The following is a 15,612-nucleotide window of genomic DNA, read 5'->3' on the forward strand; positions in this document are numbered from 1 at the left end:
TCCTCGGCTACCCCCGGGCGGGCCCGGTCATTCGGCGGCGCCGGTCAACAGCGTGTTTCCGACGGCCGGTGTGCGCGGCGTACCGTTGCAGGGGTGAACGTCGACGTGACGCCGCTGCCCGGGATCGGGGTGCGGAAGGAGATCGAGCTGCGCAGCGGCCGCCGGGTCGGGGTCATCGCGCACCGCGACGGGAAGATCGACCTGATCCTCTCCCGTGCCGACGACCCGGACGCCTGCGTCGCGGAGCTGCCGCTGACCATCGAGGAGGCGGGCGCCCTGGCGAACCTGCTCGGCGCCCCGCAGCTGGTCAACCAGCTGAAGGACGAGCACGCGGACCTCCCGGGCATCACCACCCGCAAGATGCCGATCAAGCTCAACAGCCCGTTCGACGGCCGCCCGCTCGGCGACACCGCGCTGCGCACCCGCACCCAGGTGTCGGTGGTCGCGATCATGCGCGCGGGCCAGGTGATCCCGTCGCCGACGCCGGACCACGTGCTGGCGGCCGGGGACATCGTGATCGCCGTCGGGACGGCCGAGAAGCTGGAGCAGGCCGCCGACATCCTCGCGCGCGGCTGAGGCCGCCCCGGTAGCCGTGGACCACACCGCACTCGAACTGCTCGAACTCGGCGCCGTCTTCTTCGGGCTCGGGCTGCTCGGCAGGCTCGCCCAGCGGATCGGCCTGTCCCCCATCCCGCTCTACCTGCTCGGCGGCCTCGCGTTCGGGGCGGGCGGCGTCATCCCGCTGGGCGACATCGGCGACTTCACCTCGCTGGCCGGCGAGGTCGGCGTCGTCCTGCTGCTCCTGCTGCTCGGGCTCGAGTACTCCGCGGTCGAGCTGGTCACGGGGCTGCGCCGGTCCTGGACGGCCGGGATCGTGGACATCGTGCTGAACGCCGCGCCCGGCGTCGCCGTCGCGCTGATCCTGGGCTGGGGCGCGGTCGGGGCGATGGTGCTGGGCGGGGTCACCTACATCTCCTCCTCCGGGATCGTCGCGAAGGTGCTGTCGGACCTGGGCCGGCTCGGCAACCGGGAGACGCCGGTGGTGCTGTCGGTGCTGGTCTTCGAGGACCTGGTGATGGCGCTCTACCTGCCGATCCTCACGGCGCTGCTGCTCGGCGTGACGCTGTGGGGCGGGATCAGTGCGGTCGCGGTGTCGCTCGCGGTGATCTCGGTGGTGCTGGTCGTGGCCCTGCGCTACGGCCGCTACGTCTCGGCCGTCGTCGACTCCGACGACCGCGAGGTGTTCCTGCTCAAGGTGCTCGGCGCCGCGCTGCTGGTCGCCGGGTTCGCCCAGGCCATGCAGGTGTCCGCCGCGGTGGGCGCGTTCCTGCTGGGCATCGCGATCTCCGGCTCGACCGCGGAGAACGCGACGAAGCTGCTGGAGCCGCTGCGGGACCTGTTCGCCGCGGTGTTCTTCGTGGTGTTCGGGCTGTCGACCGACCCGCGGACCATCCCGCCGGTGCTCGGCTGGGCGCTCGTGCTCGCCGTGTCGACGGCCGCGACCAAGTACGCGACGGGCTGGTGGGCGGCGAAGCGCGCACGGATCGGGCGGATGGGCCGGGCCCGCGCCGGGGCCGCGCTGATCGCCCGCGGGGAGTTCTCGATCGTCATCGCCGGGCTGGCCGTCGGCTACGCCGCCGTGCCCGCCGAACTGTCCGCGCTGGCCACGGCGTACGTGCTGATCATGGCGGTGCTCGGCCCGATCGCCGCCCGCTACGTCGAGCCCGTCATGCGGGCGATCCCGACGCGCACCCCCGCGACGGCCTGACCGCCCGCTCATCCCGCCCTGCCCGCCGTCGCACCCCACCGGGGGCCGTCGCACCCGCCGCGACGGGTGCGGCGACAGCGCGCGGGGTGCGGTGTCAGTCCCGGGCGGCGAGGGTCGCGTTGTAGAGGTCCCGCTTCGGCACGCCCGCGGCCTCGGCGACGGCGGCGACGGCGTCCTTGAGACGCTCGCCGTCGTCGGTGCGTTCCCGGACGGCGTCGACAAGCGACTCCACCGGCGGCGCCTCCCGGGCCTCGGCGCCGGCCAGCACCACGGTCACCTCCCCGAGCACGTCGCCGGAGGTGGCCCAGGTGTGCAGCTCGGCCAGGGTGCCGCGCACGACCTGCTCGTGGGTCTTGGTCAGCTCCCGGCACACCGCGGCACGCCGGGTCTCGCCCAGCACCGCGACGGCGTCGGCGAGGGTGTCCGCGGTCCGCCGCGGCGACTCGAAGAACACCACGGCGCGGCGCTCGTCGCGCAGGGTCTCCAGCCACCGGCGGCGCTCGCCGGAGCGGCGCGGCGGGAAGCCGTCGAAGCAGAACCGCTCGCACGGCAGCCCGGACAGGACCAGTGCCGTGGTCACCGCGGACGGGCCGGGCGCGCAGGTGACCGGGAGGTCCTCCGCGGCGGCCGCGGCGACGAGCCGGTAGCCCGGGTCGGAGACGGCGGGCATCCCGGCGTCGGACACGACCAGCACGGTCGCGCCGTCGCGGACCGCGGACAGCAGGCCGGGCAGCCGCTCGGCCTCGACGGCGTCGTAGTGGCTGACGATGCGGCCGGTGTAGGTGACCGGCAGCGCCGCGGCGAGGGTCCGGAACCGGCGGGTGTCCTCGGCGGCGATGACGTCGGCGGTGGCGATCAGCTCCCGCAGCCGCGGCGACGCGTCCCGCGGGTCGCCCAGCGGGGTCGCGGCCAGGACCAGGCGACCGGTCGTCGTCGCCGTGTCGGGCGTGGAGTCGGGGGCGGGAATCACGTCGGCCAGCCTACGATCGGACGCGATGGCCACCACGAGCGCCGACACCGGGAGCCGGGTCGCCGGAGCGGCACCCGAACCCGGTCTGACCCCGCGGGGCACCCCGCCACCGCTGCGCCGCGCCGATCCCGGCCCGGCCGCGCGGCTCGGCGCGCCGCCACCCTCGGACCGGCTGACGGGCTGGCTGGTCACCGCGGGCGTGGTGCTGGTCGCGGCGCTGCTGCGGTTCTACGACCTGGGCGAGCCCACCGACCGCGGCACCCCCGTGTTCGACGAGAAGCACTACGTCCCGCAGGCCTGGGACATGGTCCGCAACGGCGGGGTGGAGAGCAACCCCGGTTACGAGAAGATCGTCCACCCGCCGCTGGCGAAACAGCTGATCGCGCTGGGCCAGATGGTCTTCGGCTACGACGGCGTCGGCTGGCGGGTCTCGGCCGCGCTGGCCGGGGTGCTCACCGTGCTGCTCGTCGTCCGGGCCGGACGGCGCCTGACCCGCTCCACGGCGCTGGGCGGGCTCGCCGGGCTGCTGCTGTGCGCCGACGGGCTGTCGCACGTGCAGTCGCGGATGGGGATGCTCGACGTCTTCTCCGCGCTGTTCGTGGTGGCCGCGTTCGCCGCGCTGCTCGCCGACCGCGACGACGTCCGCGCCCGGATGGCGCGCGTCGTCGCCGAGGGGCGGGTCGGCGACACCGTGTGGGGCCCGCGCTGGGGTGTGCGCTGGTGGCGGCTGACCGCCGGCGTCTCGCTCGGACTGGCGTGTGCGGTGAAGTGGAACGGCGTCTACTACATCGCCGCGTTCGGGCTGTTGTGCGTGCTGTGGGACGTCTCGGTGCGCCGCCGCGCCGGGGTCGCCCGGCCGTGGGTGGGGACGATGGTGCGCGACGTCGCCCCCGCGCTGTGGGCGCTCGTCCTGGTCCCGGTGCTGACCTACGTCGGGTCCTGGTGGGCGTGGTTCGGCAGCGAGACCGGCATCGACCGCCACGAGGTGGGCCAGGAGATCGGCACCGGCGGGGCGTTCGCCTGGGTGCCCGACGCGCTGCGGTCGCTCTGGTACTACCACGGCCAGGTCCTCGCCTTCCACGAGAACCTGACGACGCAGTCCGCCGGGGCGCACCCGTGGGAGTCCAAGCCCTGGACCTGGCCGATGGGGCTGCGGCCGATGCTCTACCGCTACGCCGACGACGCGACCGGCTGCGGGGAGACCGACTGCGTCTCCGCGGTGATGCTGATCGGCACCCCGGCGCTGTGGTGGCCGGCGATCCCGGTGCTGCTCTGGGGGCTGTGGCGGGCGGTGACCCGGGTCGACTGGCGGTGGACGGCGGTGCTCGTCGGCTACGCCGCCGGGTTCGTCCCGTGGTTCTTCAACATCGACCGGCAGATGTACTTCTTCTACATGATGCCGGTGGTGCCCTTCCTGGTCCTGGGCGTCGTGCTGGCGATGGGGCAGATGCTGGGCCACTCGCGGATGAGCGCGCGCCGTCGCCGCAACGGGCTGCTCGTCGTCGCGACGTGGGTGGCGCTGATCGGGGTCAACTTCGTGTGGCTGTGGCCGATCCTGGTCGGCGACCCGATCACCGCGGCGCACTGGCAGGCCGAGCTGTGGCTGCCGTCCTGGCGCTGATCTGATCCGTCCGGGTGACGCCCGGAACTCCGGCGGGCGGAGCGACGACCAACCCGGCGTGAGCCCCGTTCTCCGCCGCCTCGCGGTCGCCCTCCCCGCCGTGCTCCTCGCCCTCGTCGCCGGGACCGCACCGGCCTGGGCGCACACCGAGCTCGAGTCCAGCAGCCCCGCCGCGAACGCGCAGGTCGGCACCGCGCCGACGTCGGTGTCGCTGACGTTCTCCGAGGACATCGCGGCCGCCGACGCCACCGTCTCGGTGACCGGCCCCGGCGGCACCGACTACGCGGCGGGCCCCGCCACCGGCGACGGCGACACCCTCACCGTGCCGCTGCGCCCGCTCGGTGCGGCCGGCGCCTACACGGTCACCTACCGAGTGGTCTCCGACGACGGCCACCCCGTCTCGGGCACGGTGCCGTTCACCCTGACCTCCCCCGGGCCGGGTGCGGCCGCCACCACCCCGGCGCCCGCCTCCGGGGCCCCGACGGCCGCCGCACCGGAGACCGCGCCCCGGACCGTCCCCACCGCGGCCGACGACGGCGGCGCCCCGGTCTGGCCGTGGGTGGTGCTCGCCGTCGTCGTGATCGGGGCCGGGGCCGTGTTCGCGCTGCGCCGGTCGCGGGCCTGACCATCGACGGGACCTCCCCCGGCGGCGGCGTCCTGGGCGACCCGGTCCGCGAGCCCGCGCCCGCGGTCGCCGGGTGGGTCGCGGTGCTGGTGGGGGCCGCGGTCGTCGTCGCCGGGGTCACCGGTGGCATCGGGCCGGACGGCGTCGCGCTCGACCTGGCCCAGACCGTCGTACGGGCCGCGGCGGACCTGGCCGCGGTGGTCGCGGCGGGTGCGGCGCTGGTCGCGCTGCTCGCACCCGACCGGGTTCCCGGCGCCGACCGGGTCCTGACGACCGTCGCGCCGCTCTGGCTCGGGGTGCTGCTGGTCGAGACGTTCGTCCGGGGCGCGGTCGTGTCCGGGCGCGGGCTCGCCGACGTGCGCGGCCCGGACCTGCTGGAGTTCCTGACCGGTCCGCGTGCCGGGACCGGCCAGCTGGTGGCACTGGCCGCGGTCCTCGCGCTGGTCGGCGTCGCCGGGTCGCGGCCTGCCCGGCCGGGCGCCGGTCCGGGGCCCGCGGTGCTGGCGCTGCTGGTGGTCGTCGTCGCGGCGGCGGCGCCCGCGGCGACCGGGCACACCGCGGCGTCGACGGTCGCGGCGTACGCGGTGCCTGCGGTCGTCGCCCACGTCGCGGCGGCGCTGCTGTGGGTGGGTGGGCTCGGCGCGCTGCTGGTCACCGCCCGTGACGCCGACGTGCGCACCGTCGCGGTGCCCCGGTTCTCCCGGCTCGCGCTCGCCGCCGTCGTCGTGCTGGGGGTGACCGGGCTGCTCGCCGCCACCGCGCGGCTGTCCTCACCCACCGACCTGGTCACGACGGCCTACGGCGCGGTCGTCCTCACCAAGGTCGTGCTGCTGGCCTGCGCCGCCGCGCTGGGCGGCGCGACGCGGGCCCGGCTGCGCGACGGGCGGCTGCCGGTGCTGGTGTGGGCGGCGGTGGAGGTGCTGGTGCTGGTCGCGGCGACCGGGGTCGCCGCGACCCTGACCCACACCGCCTGAGCGGTCAGCGGGTCGTCGCGGCGGCGAGCTGCGGTTCCAGCCGGTCGATCGCCTGGAGCAGCGCGTCCGGGCCGCCGCAGGACAGCGCGCCGTCCAGGGGGTCGGAGAACGTCGTGGAGAGCGTGCGGCCCTCGCGGACGACGCCGAGGCGGGCGAACGGCACCGACGCCGTCATCTGCTGCTCGGTCGCGCCGTCGACGAACAGCACGTCGCGGTCGAGCAGGTCCAGCCGCTCCTCGCTCACGTCGCCGGAGTGCTCCTGCGTGGCATCAACCGCAGGTCGGGAGTCCGAGCCCGCCACGGGACCCCGGATCCAGGTACACCTCCGAGAGGTAGCCGGAGCGGCCGTCCGGCCAGGTCACGCGGTACCAGAGCGCGGACTCGACCCGGTGCGGGTTGTGCGCGGCGGGCGAGTCGAGGTTGTAGTTCCACATCCGCTCGCCGACGACCGTGCAGGTCGCGGGCAGCAGCGCCCCGCTGACGACGTCGGTGCCGTCCTCCTTGCAGCCCCGGGGACCGCAGAACGCGATCGCCCGTGACGACAGGTAGGCGGGCCCGGAGTCCTCGACGAGGTCCTCCGCGCCGAGCGCGACCTTGTTCTGCACCGTGACGACGGCCGGCCCCGCCGACGCCGCGGCCGGCGCTCCGAGGGTCCGGGCGGCGAGCCAGCCGGCACCGCCCGCGACCAGGGCCGTGGCCAGGACGGCGACGACCACCGCCCGCGCCGTGCGCCCCCTCGGATCCTCGGCGCCCGCCGGTTCCGTCTCCCCGGCGGCCGCGCTCGTCGGCTCCGTTCCCCCGGCGGCCGCGGGAGGCACCGCCCCGCCCGTTCCCGGGGGCTCCGTCGCATCCCGGGCCGCGGGTGCTCCCGTCGCCGGTGCCGCGACGTCCGCGGAGACGGTCGCCGAGAGCGTCGCCGGAGCCGTGGTGGGCGACGAGGGGGCCGCGGCCAGCGCCGCGTGCCGGCGCGCCCACTCCCGCACCTCCGACGCGGGTACTCCCACGGCGGCGAGGACCGTCGTCACCAGGTCGGCGCGGGGCAGGCGGGGTCCGGTGCGGGCGTTCCCGATCGCGCTCTTGCTCCAGTTCGAGCGTTCGGCGGCCTCACGGACGGACACGCCGCGGGCGTCGAGCACCGCGGCGAAGTCACGACAGAACAGTTCCGGGGAGTCGAGGGGACGACCGTCGGGGGATTCGGTCACCCGGACGAGTATGCGGTTCGCGATCACGCGGATCCAGGCGGGACGGGCGCCGTTCCACGAAGATCGTCACGATTGACGAGAGGATCTCGCGATATCTCGGTGCATCCGCAGCGACCACAGGTCGTCGTCCGCGGCGGAGGTGCGCATCGGCACGCGGTCCCGCTCGACGAAGCCACGGGCGCGGTAGGTGACACGGTAGGCACGGGCGCAGACGTCGGCGATACCCGGAGCGTCGGACGGCGTGGCGGCGCGGACGCCGACTGCGGTCGGCTCACCCATGCCGCTCCGGCTCCCCGCGCACCGCCCGGTCCCCGACCGCCGCGTCCCGGCGCAGCCCGTCCACGACGAGGGTCACGACGCCGTCGGCCTCGGCCCGCCACCCGGGACGCGCGTGCGCGGCGCCGATGCCGTGCAGGGCCATCAGCACCGCACCGGCGTCGACGTCGTCGCGCAGCGACCCGTCCGCCACACCCGCGGCCACCAGTTCGGCGACCGCGTCCTCGAGCTCGTGCCCGCTCCCGCCGCCGGCGGACATCAGGGTGGCCAACGTGCGGGCCAGGCCCTGGTGTGCGTCGATGTGGTCGACCATGTCCCGCAGGAAGGTCGCCAGCGCCTCGTCCGCGGACCGCGTCGCGCCGAGGCGCCGGGCGCGGTCGCTCAGGGTGGCGATCTCCGAGCGGTAGACGGCCTCGGCCAGCGCCTCGCGCGTGGGGAAGTTCCGGTAGAGCGTGCCGGTCCCCACGCCGGCCAGACCGGCGAGGTCGTCGTACCGCATGTCGAAGAACCGGCCGGCGTCGAAGACCTCGCGCGCCGCGGTGACGATCGCCTCGCGGTTCCGCCGGGCGTCGGCACGCAGCGGCTTGTCGGTGGTCACGGGGCACCTCACGTCACGGGTGGAGATCGTCCGCCCATCGTGCCCCAGCCCCCGGCCACGGGACAGGACATCCTCACCAGGTCACCGGGAGCCGGTGCAGACCGAAGATGGTCGCGTCGTCCTTGAAGGGCAGCTCGTCGACGTCGACGGCGAGCGCGAGCGTGGGGATGCGGCGGAACAGGGTGTCGAACACGATCTGCAGCTCCATCCGGGCCAGGTTCTGCCCCAGGCACTGGTGCGGCCCGAACCCGAAGGCGACGTGGTGCCGGCCGCCGCGCTCGATGTCCAGCTCGTCGGGATCGTCGAACACCCGCGGGTCGCGGTTCGCGGCGTACGTCAGGGCCAGCACCCCCTCGCCGGCGCGGATCAGCCGGCCGCCGATCTCGACGTCCTCGACGCACAGCCGGGCCGTCGCCGCGTCGAGGATCGTGAAGTACCGCAGCATCTCCTCGACCGCGGCGGGGGTCCTGGTGGGATCGGCCCGGATCGACGCGAGCTGCTCCGGGGCGCGCAGGAACGCCACCGTCGACAACGAGATCATGTTCGCCGTCGTCTCGTGTCCCGCCACGAGCAGCAGGATCCCCAGGCCCGCCAGGGCCGACCGCCGGTAGGAACCCTGCTCGCGCAGCAGGCGGATCTGGCGCCCGAGCAGATCGTCCGGCGGGTCGGTCTCCTTCTCCGCGATCAGGTCGCCCAGGTAGCCGCTCAGAGCGGCGCCGGCGGCGGCACGCTCCTCGGGCGGCGTCGCCCGGGCGATCAGCGCGGTCGACTGCTCCTGGAAGAACGTGTGCGCGGAGTAGGGCACCCCGAGCAGCTCGCAGATCACGAGCGACGGGACCGGCAACGACAGCTCCTCGACCAGGTCGGCGGGCCGGGGCCCGGCCAGCACGGCGTCGATCCGCTCGTCGACGATCTCCTGGACCCGTGGCCGCAGCCCCTCGGTCCGGCGCAGGGTGAACTCTCCGAGCACCGCCCTGCGGGCCACCGGGTGTTCCGGCGCGTCCATGCTGAGCAGCACGGGCTCGTCGTCGGGGGCGCCGGTCACGGCCGCGCCGAGCACCAGCTGCGGGAAGCTCGGATGCCCCCGGTCGGCGCTGAAGCGCCGGTCGTTCAGCACGGTGCGGACGTCCTCGTGGCGGCTGACCACCCACGCCGGCCGGCCGTCGGGCAGCCGGACCCGCGCGACCGGGTCCTCCTCCCGGATCCTCGCGTAGGCCGGCGGCGGGGCGAACGGGCAGGTACGGGCCTGCGGGAACTCGTCGACGGTCGTCATGTCGTCCTCCGGTGCGTGGGCGGTGGGTGTGGGCGGGCGGGCGGTGCTCAGCCGGCCCCGGCCCGGGCGAAGAGATGCTCGGCCGCCTCGAGGCGGGGCGTGACGACGCCGAGCCGGCGTGCCTCGGCGAGGGCGTCCCGGCAGACCGCACGCGGCTCCTCGGCCCCGGGATCGGCGTGCGCCGTGAAGCTGAGACGCGCGGGCGAGGGGACGACGGTCGCCAGCGCGAGCGCGCCGCCGACCGCCCATGCGGGAGCACGCAACGGGAGGAGACCGGCCCGGTGCCGGCTCAGGTCGGCACCCCGTGCCTCGAGGACCGGCAGCAGCTCACGACCGACCAGCATCGCCGCACGCAGGTCCCCCGGTGCCCCGGCGAGGTTCGCCAGCACGCCCCGCCGCAGCCCCTGCGCGTGCATCCCGGCGTCCGCTGCGAAGTGGATCCACAGCCAACCGCGGAAGTCGGGCTGCTCGCGGATCCGCAGCCCGGCCCCGCGGAAGACCGTGCGGACGACCGACTCGCGTTCGGTGGGCGCCGCGCCGAGGGTGCCGAACAGGACCGACGGCAGCAGCATCGCGCGCAGCACGCCGTCCGCGCCGAAACCACCTCCCGCCTGCGGGAAACCCCAGGCGACCCGATCGACCGGGAGGTCGCCGATCGCGGTGAGCGGCTCGTCCCAGATGTTGCCGAAGACCAGCACGGTGGCCCGGCCGAGCCGCGGCGCCAGGAACGCGGCGGCCTCGGCGAGGCGGTGGTGCCCCACGCTCAGCACGATCAGATCCACGTCGTGGTCGGCCTCGAGCTCCTCCCGGAGGCGCACCGGCCACCGCTCGACGACGCGCCGCCCCCACGGCCGGCGCCGCAGGTCGGCCAGCTCGATGTCGACCGCGTCGCCGTAGGTCGCGGCACGCCCCGGGCGGACGAGGAACTCGACCTCGTGGCCGGCCTGTTCCAGCACCCGGCCGTACACCGTCGCGATCACGCCACGGCCGATCATCAGGATCTTCACGCCGCACCCCACCGTCAATTGGAGATTGTCTCCACTTCGACGATATGGAGACGACCTCCAGATGTCAACGCGGGCGTGGGCGACGGGGTCCGCCGGACGGCGGCGGGCGCGGGATCCGACCCCGGAATGCACGAAGGGCCGCCCTCCCCTGGGGGAGGACGGCCCTTCGCGAACGGAACGTCCGTGGAAAGAACTCAGATGGTGGTGGAGCTGAGGGGAATCGAACCCCTGACCTTCTCGATGCGAACGAGACGCGCTACCAACTGCGCTACAGCCCCAGGTGTCTCAGGTCCGCCCTCGCGGGCCGACCTGAAGAACCCTAACAGACCCCTATTCACCCACCGCACGCCGGTGGGGGGTACCGGTGTCGAACTCGTCGGGCTCCTCCTCGGCGTCCACGTCGACCAGCGACGTCCCGGCCGGGACGGGCGGCGGCGGGGCCGCGGCGAGGCGCGGGAGCGACGACTCGTGCTCGGTACCGACGGGCCCCTCGACGGTGCGCCCGCGGGCCGGGAGCACGCCCAGCGGCTCGCCGGTACCGCGGACCCGGGTGGGCTCGCCGTCGTCGGCGGTCCAGTCGTCGTCCTCGTCGGCGCCCGCGGTGACGGGGGCCGCGGTCGCGCGGGTCTCGTCGTCGGTCCGCTCCTCGGCGGAGGCGTCGCGGCCGCGGTGGGCCCACTCGTCGAGCTCGGGGTCGTCGGCGGCCGGGGACTGCCGGGTGCCGGCCAGGCGCGCGGCGCGGCGGGCCCGGATGCCCTCCTCGATGCGGACCTGGCGGCGCAGGTAGGTCAGGTAGCCGACCAGGCCCGCACCGAGGACACCGGTGACCCACCAGAACACCGTCGAGACCAGCAGCGCGGCCGCACCGGCGGCGAGCAGCAGGACCAGCAGGCCGAGGACGACGCGCTGGCGGAACGCGTACTTGGCGTGCGCGGCCGCGGCGGCGGCCTCGGGGTCGAAGCCCCCGCGGCCGGGGCGGTAGCGGGCCGGCGGGCGGGACCAGCCCTCCTCGTCGACCTCGTCGACCTCGTCGAGGCGCTCGGCGTCGGTCCCGCGCTCGTCGTCGGCGTCGACGGGCCCGGCGGGCTCGTGGTCGTCGTCGGGCCGGGGGTCGTGCTCCCGGTCCGACCGGACCCGCTCGTCGGGATCGACGTCGTCGTGGTCGACGAGGTCGAGGTCGTGGTCGGCGCCTCCGGGGCCGCGGACCCGGCCCTCGTCGTCGATCTCGGTGTCCTCGACGTCGTCGTAGGCGTACTGGTCGGCCTCGTCGGAGCGCTCACGGGGAGCGGGGACGTCGTCCCGCGCCTCCGCCAGCTCGCCGACCGTGGTCGGACCGGATCGCTGTGTCACAAGAACCTCCGGGTGTCGATGCCGCGCGGGACGTTCCAGCACCCGCCCGGACAGCAGCGCCGGGCTGAGCCGGGCCACTTCCTGCTGACGCCGGGCGACGGTCGGAACGAGGATCAGCAGCCAGAGCACGACCAGACCCACGAAGATCAGAGAGCTGGGCACGGCTGCCTCCTCCCCCGACCGGCGCAGTCCACCCGGTGGAACGGCCCCGATCCGCGCCACCACCGATCACCGTAATCGGGCGGACGTCCGCACCCGGGTCGCGACGCGCCGTGGTCCCTCGGACGGACGGTGCGAAACCAGGGACGTGCGGTACACGTGTGACTCCGGTGAGTGATCAGACGAGGTGTGGACGCTGCGCAGGGTCAGGCCCGCGAGGCGCGTCCGTCCCGCACCAGCCGGGCCGCGAAACCACCCGGCGGGACCTCCTCGGCGGTCACCGCGTAGGCGTAGTGGTCACGCCAGGCGCCGTCGACGTCGAGGTAGCGCTGCAGCAGTCCCTCGCGGCGCAGCCCGAGCCGAGCGAGCACCGCGATGCTGGCCACGTTCTCCGGGCGGACCGTGGCCTCGACGCGATGCAGCCGCACCGGGCCGAAACAGTGGTCGAGGACGAGCGCGACGGCCGCGGTGGTGATCCCGCGCCCGCCCAGGGCCGAGTCGAGCCAGTAACCGACGTAGCCCGACAGCAGCGGCTCCCGTACGACGTTGCCGACCATGACGTGGCCGGCCATCGCGCCGTCGACAGTGATCGCGAACGGCAGCGACAGCCCGCGCCGGGCGGCCCCGCGCAGCAGCCACCAGCGGCCGGGCCACTCCACCCCGGAGTTGCGGCGGGACCACCCGCCGTAGGTCGTCGGCTCCCAGGGACGCAGGAACTGCTCGTCGCGCACCCGGATCCGGGCCCAGTCACCGCCGTCGCGCAGCCGCACCGGGCGCAGCCCCACCTCGTGCCCGCGCACCCGCAGCGGTCCGAGGACGGCGGGCCAGCCGGGGTGACCGCCGGGCGGTTCGGGGACGGCGGACGGCGGCACGCGGCTCAGTTCCGCCCGCGGGGAACCAGCTCGACGTGCTCACCGACGGTCATCTCGGTCACGTCCTCGTCGATGACCGCCAGCGCGTTGACCTCGGACAGCACGGCCAGCAGGTGGGTGCCCGACACACCGAGCGGCTGGGCGAGCAGCTCGCCGCCGTCGTCGGAGCGCAGCAGCCGCGCCGGGACGTAGGACCGGCGCCCGGCCGGGGAGACGATCGGGGAGGTCAGCCGGGCGGTCCAGGTGCGCCGCATCGGCTCCTGGCCCAGCGCCAGCCGGATCAGCGGCCGGACGAACACCTCGAACAGCACCAGCGCGGTCGCCGGGTGCGACGGGAACAGGAACACCGGCACGGCGTCCGGGCCGAGCCGGCCGTAGCCCTGCGCGGAACCGGGGTGCATCGCGACGCGGGTGTCGTCGATGCCACCGAGGTCGGCCAGCCCGCTCCTGGCCTCGGCCGCGGTCGTCCCGCCGCCCGCGCCGCAGACCACGACGATCTCCGAGGCCGGCAGCAGGTCCTCCACGGCGCCACGGATCTCCGCGGCGCTGCCGCCGACGGTGCGGGGCCGGTTGGTCTCCGCACCCGCCTCCCGGGCGGCGGCGACCACGGCGTGCGAGCAGACGTCGGCGACCTGCCCGGACGACGCCGAGCGGCTCACCTCCACCAGCTCGTCGCCGACCGAGACGACCGAGACCCGTGGCCGCGGGTGCACCAGCAGCTTGTCCCGGCCCGCGGCGGCGAGCATCGCGACCTGGGCCGAGCCGACGACGTCGCCCTCGCGGACGGCGACGTCACCGGACTGGACGTCCTCCCCCACCCGGCGCACGAAGCCGGCCGACGGCACGCCGCGGCGGATCGTGAGGCGCGCGGTGCCGCCGTCGGTCCACCCCAGCGGTGCGACGGCGTCGGCGAGGGTCGGCAGCGGCGCCCCCGCCGCGACGCGGACGGCCTGGCCGGGCTGCAGCCGCAGCGGCTGACGCGACCCGGCGGCGATCTCGCCCACCACCGGGACGGTGACCGGGGAGGCGTCGGTCGCCCCGGCCACGTCGACGCTGCGCACCGCGTAGCCGTCGATCGCGGCCTGGTCGAAGACCGGCAACGGACGCGCCGCGACGACCTCCTCGGCGCTGCGCAGCCCCTGCGCGTCGGTGATCGCGACGCGCACCGGGGCCGGGCGCACCGCCACGTCCAGGATGCGGGACAGGTGATCGGTGACCGTGCGCACTCTCAGTCCTTCAGTCGCTCGTTCAGCCAGGTCCGCAGGTCCTCGCCGTACTCCGGGTGCTGCAGCATGAAGTCGACGTAGGCCCGCGCGTACCCGGCGGGGTTGCCCAGGTCGTGGCGCCCGCCGCGGTGCACGACGACGTGCACCGGGTGCCCCTCGGAGATCAGCAGCGCGACGGCGTCGGTCAGCTGCAGCTCACCGCCCGCGCCGGGGGTGATCCGGTCCAGCGCGTCGAAGATCGCACGGTCGAGCAGGTAGCGACCGGCCGCGGCGAAGGTCGAGGGGGCCTCGTCCGGGGCGGGCTTCTCGACCATCCCGTGGACCTGCTTGACGTCGTCGTCGCCGGTGTCGGAGACCTCGAAGACGCCGTAGGCCGAGATCTGCTCGCGCGGCACGTCGAAGGCGCAGAGGACGCTGCCGCCGTGCTCCTCGCGGACCTGCGCCATGCGGGCGAGGACCCCGGTCGGGAGGACCAGGTCGTCGGGCAGCAGGACGGCGACGGCCTGCTCGTCGTCGGCCAGTGCCGGGCCGGCCTGGGCGACGGCGTGGCCGAGGCCCTTCGGCTCGTACTGGTACACCGAGTCGACCTCGAGCAGGCCGGGGGCGCGGCGGACCTTGTCCGCCAGCTCGCCCTTGCCGCGGCCCTCGAGGGTCTTCACCAGCTCGTCGTCGGTGCGGAAGTAGGCCGCGACCGAGTCCTTGCCCGGCGAGGTCACGACCAGCAGCCGCTGTGCGCCGGCCTCGGCGGCCTCCGCGGCGACCAGCTCGATCCCGGGCGTGTCGACGACGGGGAGCAGCTCCTTCGGCACGGCCTTGGTCGTCGGCAGGAACCGGGTGCCCAGACCCGCCGCCGGGACGACGGCGGTGCGGAAGGCCCCGGTGCCGCTGGACGTCTGCACGCTCATGGTCGGCGAGCCTAGCCACAGCTCTAGCCTGGAGCCGTGACGGCTCGCGCGGAGGACAGGGGTGGATCGTCGCCTGATCAGGGTGGACGAGCCGCTGACGCCAAGCGGTCGCTGCGGCGCACGCTGCTGGCGGCACGTCGCGGGCGCCCGGTCGCCGACCGGGCCGCGACGACCGCCGCGCTGTCGGAGCACCTGTGCGCGCTCGCCACCGCGACACCCGGCCCGGTGGCGTGCTACCTGCCGATCGGCACCGAACCCGGCGGTGCGGGGCCGGGCGTGCCGTCACTGCCCGACGCGCTGGTCGCCGCCGGTCACGAGGTCCTCGCCCCGGTGGTCCCGGACGCGCCGGGCCCGCTGGACTGGACCGGCTACCGCGGTCCGGACGACCTGGCCCCCGGGCCGCTGGGGGTCGTCGAGCCGACCGGTCCCCGGCTCGGGCCCGCCGCGCTCGCGTCGGCCGGCCTGGTGGTGGTGCCCGCGCTGGCCGTCGACCGGTGCGGGCGACGCCTGGGCCGCGGCGGCGGCTTCTACGACCGGACGCTCGCGCTCGCCGCGCCCGGCGCCCTGCTGGTCGTCCCGCTGCACGACGGCGAGCTGCTCGACGACGTCCCGGCCGAGGACCACGACGTCGCGGTGGGGGCGGTCGTCCTGCCCCGGGACGGGGTGGTGCATCTCTCGCCCTGACCGTGTGGACGGGTCGGAGCGACCGTCGCCTCGGAGTATGCTGGCACTCGCTCTCGTCGAGTGCCAGCCCGCGGGCGGGCACCGCCCCAGTTCGTCCGGAGG

At 75.4% G+C, this 15,612-nt stretch carries 17 protein-coding genes and 1 tRNA gene; 6 read left to right on the forward strand and 12 right to left on the reverse strand.

The genetic code is table 11. The annotated features are described in order from the left end of the window. Positions 1-93 precede the first annotated feature (93 nt). Together KPF22_RS26160 and KPF22_RS26165 are read left to right on the forward strand one after the other, a co-directional pair. Entirely contained in the window at positions 94-576 is a 483-nt protein-coding gene (locus tag KPF22_RS26160) for a cation:proton antiporter regulatory subunit (protein ID WP_208818752.1), read from the forward strand. A 16-nt stretch (positions 577-592) separates the two neighbouring features. Beyond that, on the forward strand, positions 593-1,768 hold the full coding sequence (locus KPF22_RS26165) for a cation:proton antiporter (protein ID WP_208818751.1): 1,176 nt from the start codon (positions 593-595) through the stop codon (positions 1,766-1,768). Between the two features lie 94 nt (positions 1,769-1,862). Here KPF22_RS26165 and rsmI read toward each other — a convergent pair whose 3' ends face one another. After that, on the reverse strand, positions 1,863-2,738 hold the full coding sequence (rsmI, locus tag KPF22_RS26170; protein WP_224403558.1) for a 16S rRNA (cytidine(1402)-2'-O)-methyltransferase: 876 nt from the start codon (positions 2,736-2,738) through the stop codon (positions 1,863-1,865). A gap of 25 nt (positions 2,739-2,763) precedes the next feature. Between rsmI and KPF22_RS26175 the strand changes: the two genes are divergently transcribed. The 3 genes from KPF22_RS26175 to KPF22_RS33355 are packed head-to-tail and all read left to right on the forward strand — an operon-like array spanning position 2,764 to position 5,958. Next, on the forward strand, positions 2,764-4,359 hold the full coding sequence (locus tag KPF22_RS26175) for a dolichyl-phosphate-mannose--protein mannosyltransferase (RefSeq protein WP_224403559.1): 1,596 nt from the start codon (positions 2,764-2,766) through the stop codon (positions 4,357-4,359). Positions 4,360-4,417: 58 nt separating this feature from the next. After that, positions 4,418-4,984 (forward strand): copper resistance CopC family protein, encoded by a 567-nt coding sequence (locus KPF22_RS26180; RefSeq protein WP_224403560.1) that lies wholly within the window; start codon positions 4,418-4,420, stop codon positions 4,982-4,984. Beyond that, complete coding sequence (locus KPF22_RS33355) at positions 4,915-5,958, forward strand: CopD family protein (RefSeq protein WP_224403561.1); 1,044 nt, start codon at positions 4,915-4,917, stop codon at positions 5,956-5,958. The genes KPF22_RS26180 and KPF22_RS33355 overlap by 70 nt, the downstream gene beginning before the upstream one ends. A gap of 4 nt (positions 5,959-5,962) precedes the next feature. Here KPF22_RS33355 and KPF22_RS26190 read toward each other — a convergent pair whose 3' ends face one another. From KPF22_RS26190 to KPF22_RS26240, 11 genes are all read right to left on the reverse strand, one after another. After that, on the reverse strand, positions 5,963-6,202 hold the full coding sequence (locus KPF22_RS26190; RefSeq protein WP_224403562.1) for a hypothetical protein: 240 nt from the start codon (positions 6,200-6,202) through the stop codon (positions 5,963-5,965). A gap of 25 nt (positions 6,203-6,227) precedes the next feature. Further along, a complete protein-coding gene (locus KPF22_RS26195) occupies positions 6,228-7,160 on the reverse strand; it encodes a helix-turn-helix transcriptional regulator (protein ID WP_224403563.1) in 933 nt (310 codons plus the stop codon). A 66-nt stretch (positions 7,161-7,226) separates the two neighbouring features. Then, entirely contained in the window at positions 7,227-7,439 is a 213-nt protein-coding gene (locus tag KPF22_RS26200) for a hypothetical protein (RefSeq protein ID WP_224403564.1), read from the reverse strand. Beyond that, positions 7,432-8,034: a TetR/AcrR family transcriptional regulator gene (locus KPF22_RS26205; RefSeq protein WP_224403565.1), complete on the reverse strand. Its 603-nt coding sequence runs from the start codon at positions 8,032-8,034 to the stop codon at positions 7,432-7,434. Before KPF22_RS26205 ends, KPF22_RS26200 begins: the two co-directional genes overlap by 8 nt. Positions 8,035-8,107: 73 nt before the next feature. Beyond that, positions 8,108-9,307, reverse strand: coding sequence for a cytochrome P450 (locus KPF22_RS26210; RefSeq protein WP_208818841.1), 1,200 nt, complete (start codon positions 9,305-9,307; stop codon positions 8,108-8,110). A gap of 47 nt (positions 9,308-9,354) precedes the next feature. Continuing rightward, positions 9,355-10,314, reverse strand: coding sequence for a ketopantoate reductase family protein (locus KPF22_RS26215; RefSeq protein WP_208823169.1), 960 nt, complete (start codon positions 10,312-10,314; stop codon positions 9,355-9,357). 202 nt (positions 10,315-10,516) lie between these two features. Further along, positions 10,517-10,592 (reverse strand) — tRNA-Ala (locus tag KPF22_RS26220). 52 nt (positions 10,593-10,644) lie between these two features. Further along, positions 10,645-11,826: a gephyrin-like molybdotransferase receptor GlpR gene (glpR, locus tag KPF22_RS26225; RefSeq protein WP_224403566.1), complete on the reverse strand. Its 1,182-nt coding sequence runs from the start codon at positions 11,824-11,826 to the stop codon at positions 10,645-10,647. A gap of 203 nt (positions 11,827-12,029) precedes the next feature. Continuing rightward, the gene (locus KPF22_RS26230; RefSeq protein ID WP_224403567.1) at positions 12,030-12,695 is read right to left on the reverse strand and encodes a GNAT family N-acetyltransferase; all 666 of its coding nucleotides are present in this window, start codon (positions 12,693-12,695) and stop codon (positions 12,030-12,032) included. A gap of 5 nt (positions 12,696-12,700) precedes the next feature. After that, positions 12,701-13,921 (reverse strand): gephyrin-like molybdotransferase Glp, encoded by a 1,221-nt coding sequence (glp, locus tag KPF22_RS26235; protein WP_224403568.1) that lies wholly within the window; start codon positions 13,919-13,921, stop codon positions 12,701-12,703. 2 nt (positions 13,922-13,923) lie between these two features. Continuing rightward, on the reverse strand, positions 13,924-14,826 hold the full coding sequence (locus KPF22_RS26240) for a UTP--glucose-1-phosphate uridylyltransferase (protein WP_208823175.1): 903 nt from the start codon (positions 14,824-14,826) through the stop codon (positions 13,924-13,926). A gap of 36 nt (positions 14,827-14,862) precedes the next feature. Here KPF22_RS26240 and KPF22_RS26245 point away from each other — a divergent pair, with 36 nt between their 5' ends. Then, the gene (locus KPF22_RS26245; RefSeq protein WP_224403569.1) at positions 14,863-15,510 is read left to right on the forward strand and encodes a 5-formyltetrahydrofolate cyclo-ligase; all 648 of its coding nucleotides are present in this window, start codon (positions 14,863-14,865) and stop codon (positions 15,508-15,510) included. The last annotated feature ends 102 nt before the right edge of the window (positions 15,511-15,612 follow it).

The organism is Pseudonocardia sp. ICBG1034 (assembly GCF_020131375.1).
Taxonomy (GTDB): Bacteria; Actinomycetota; Actinomycetes; order Mycobacteriales; family Pseudonocardiaceae; genus Pseudonocardia; species Pseudonocardia alni.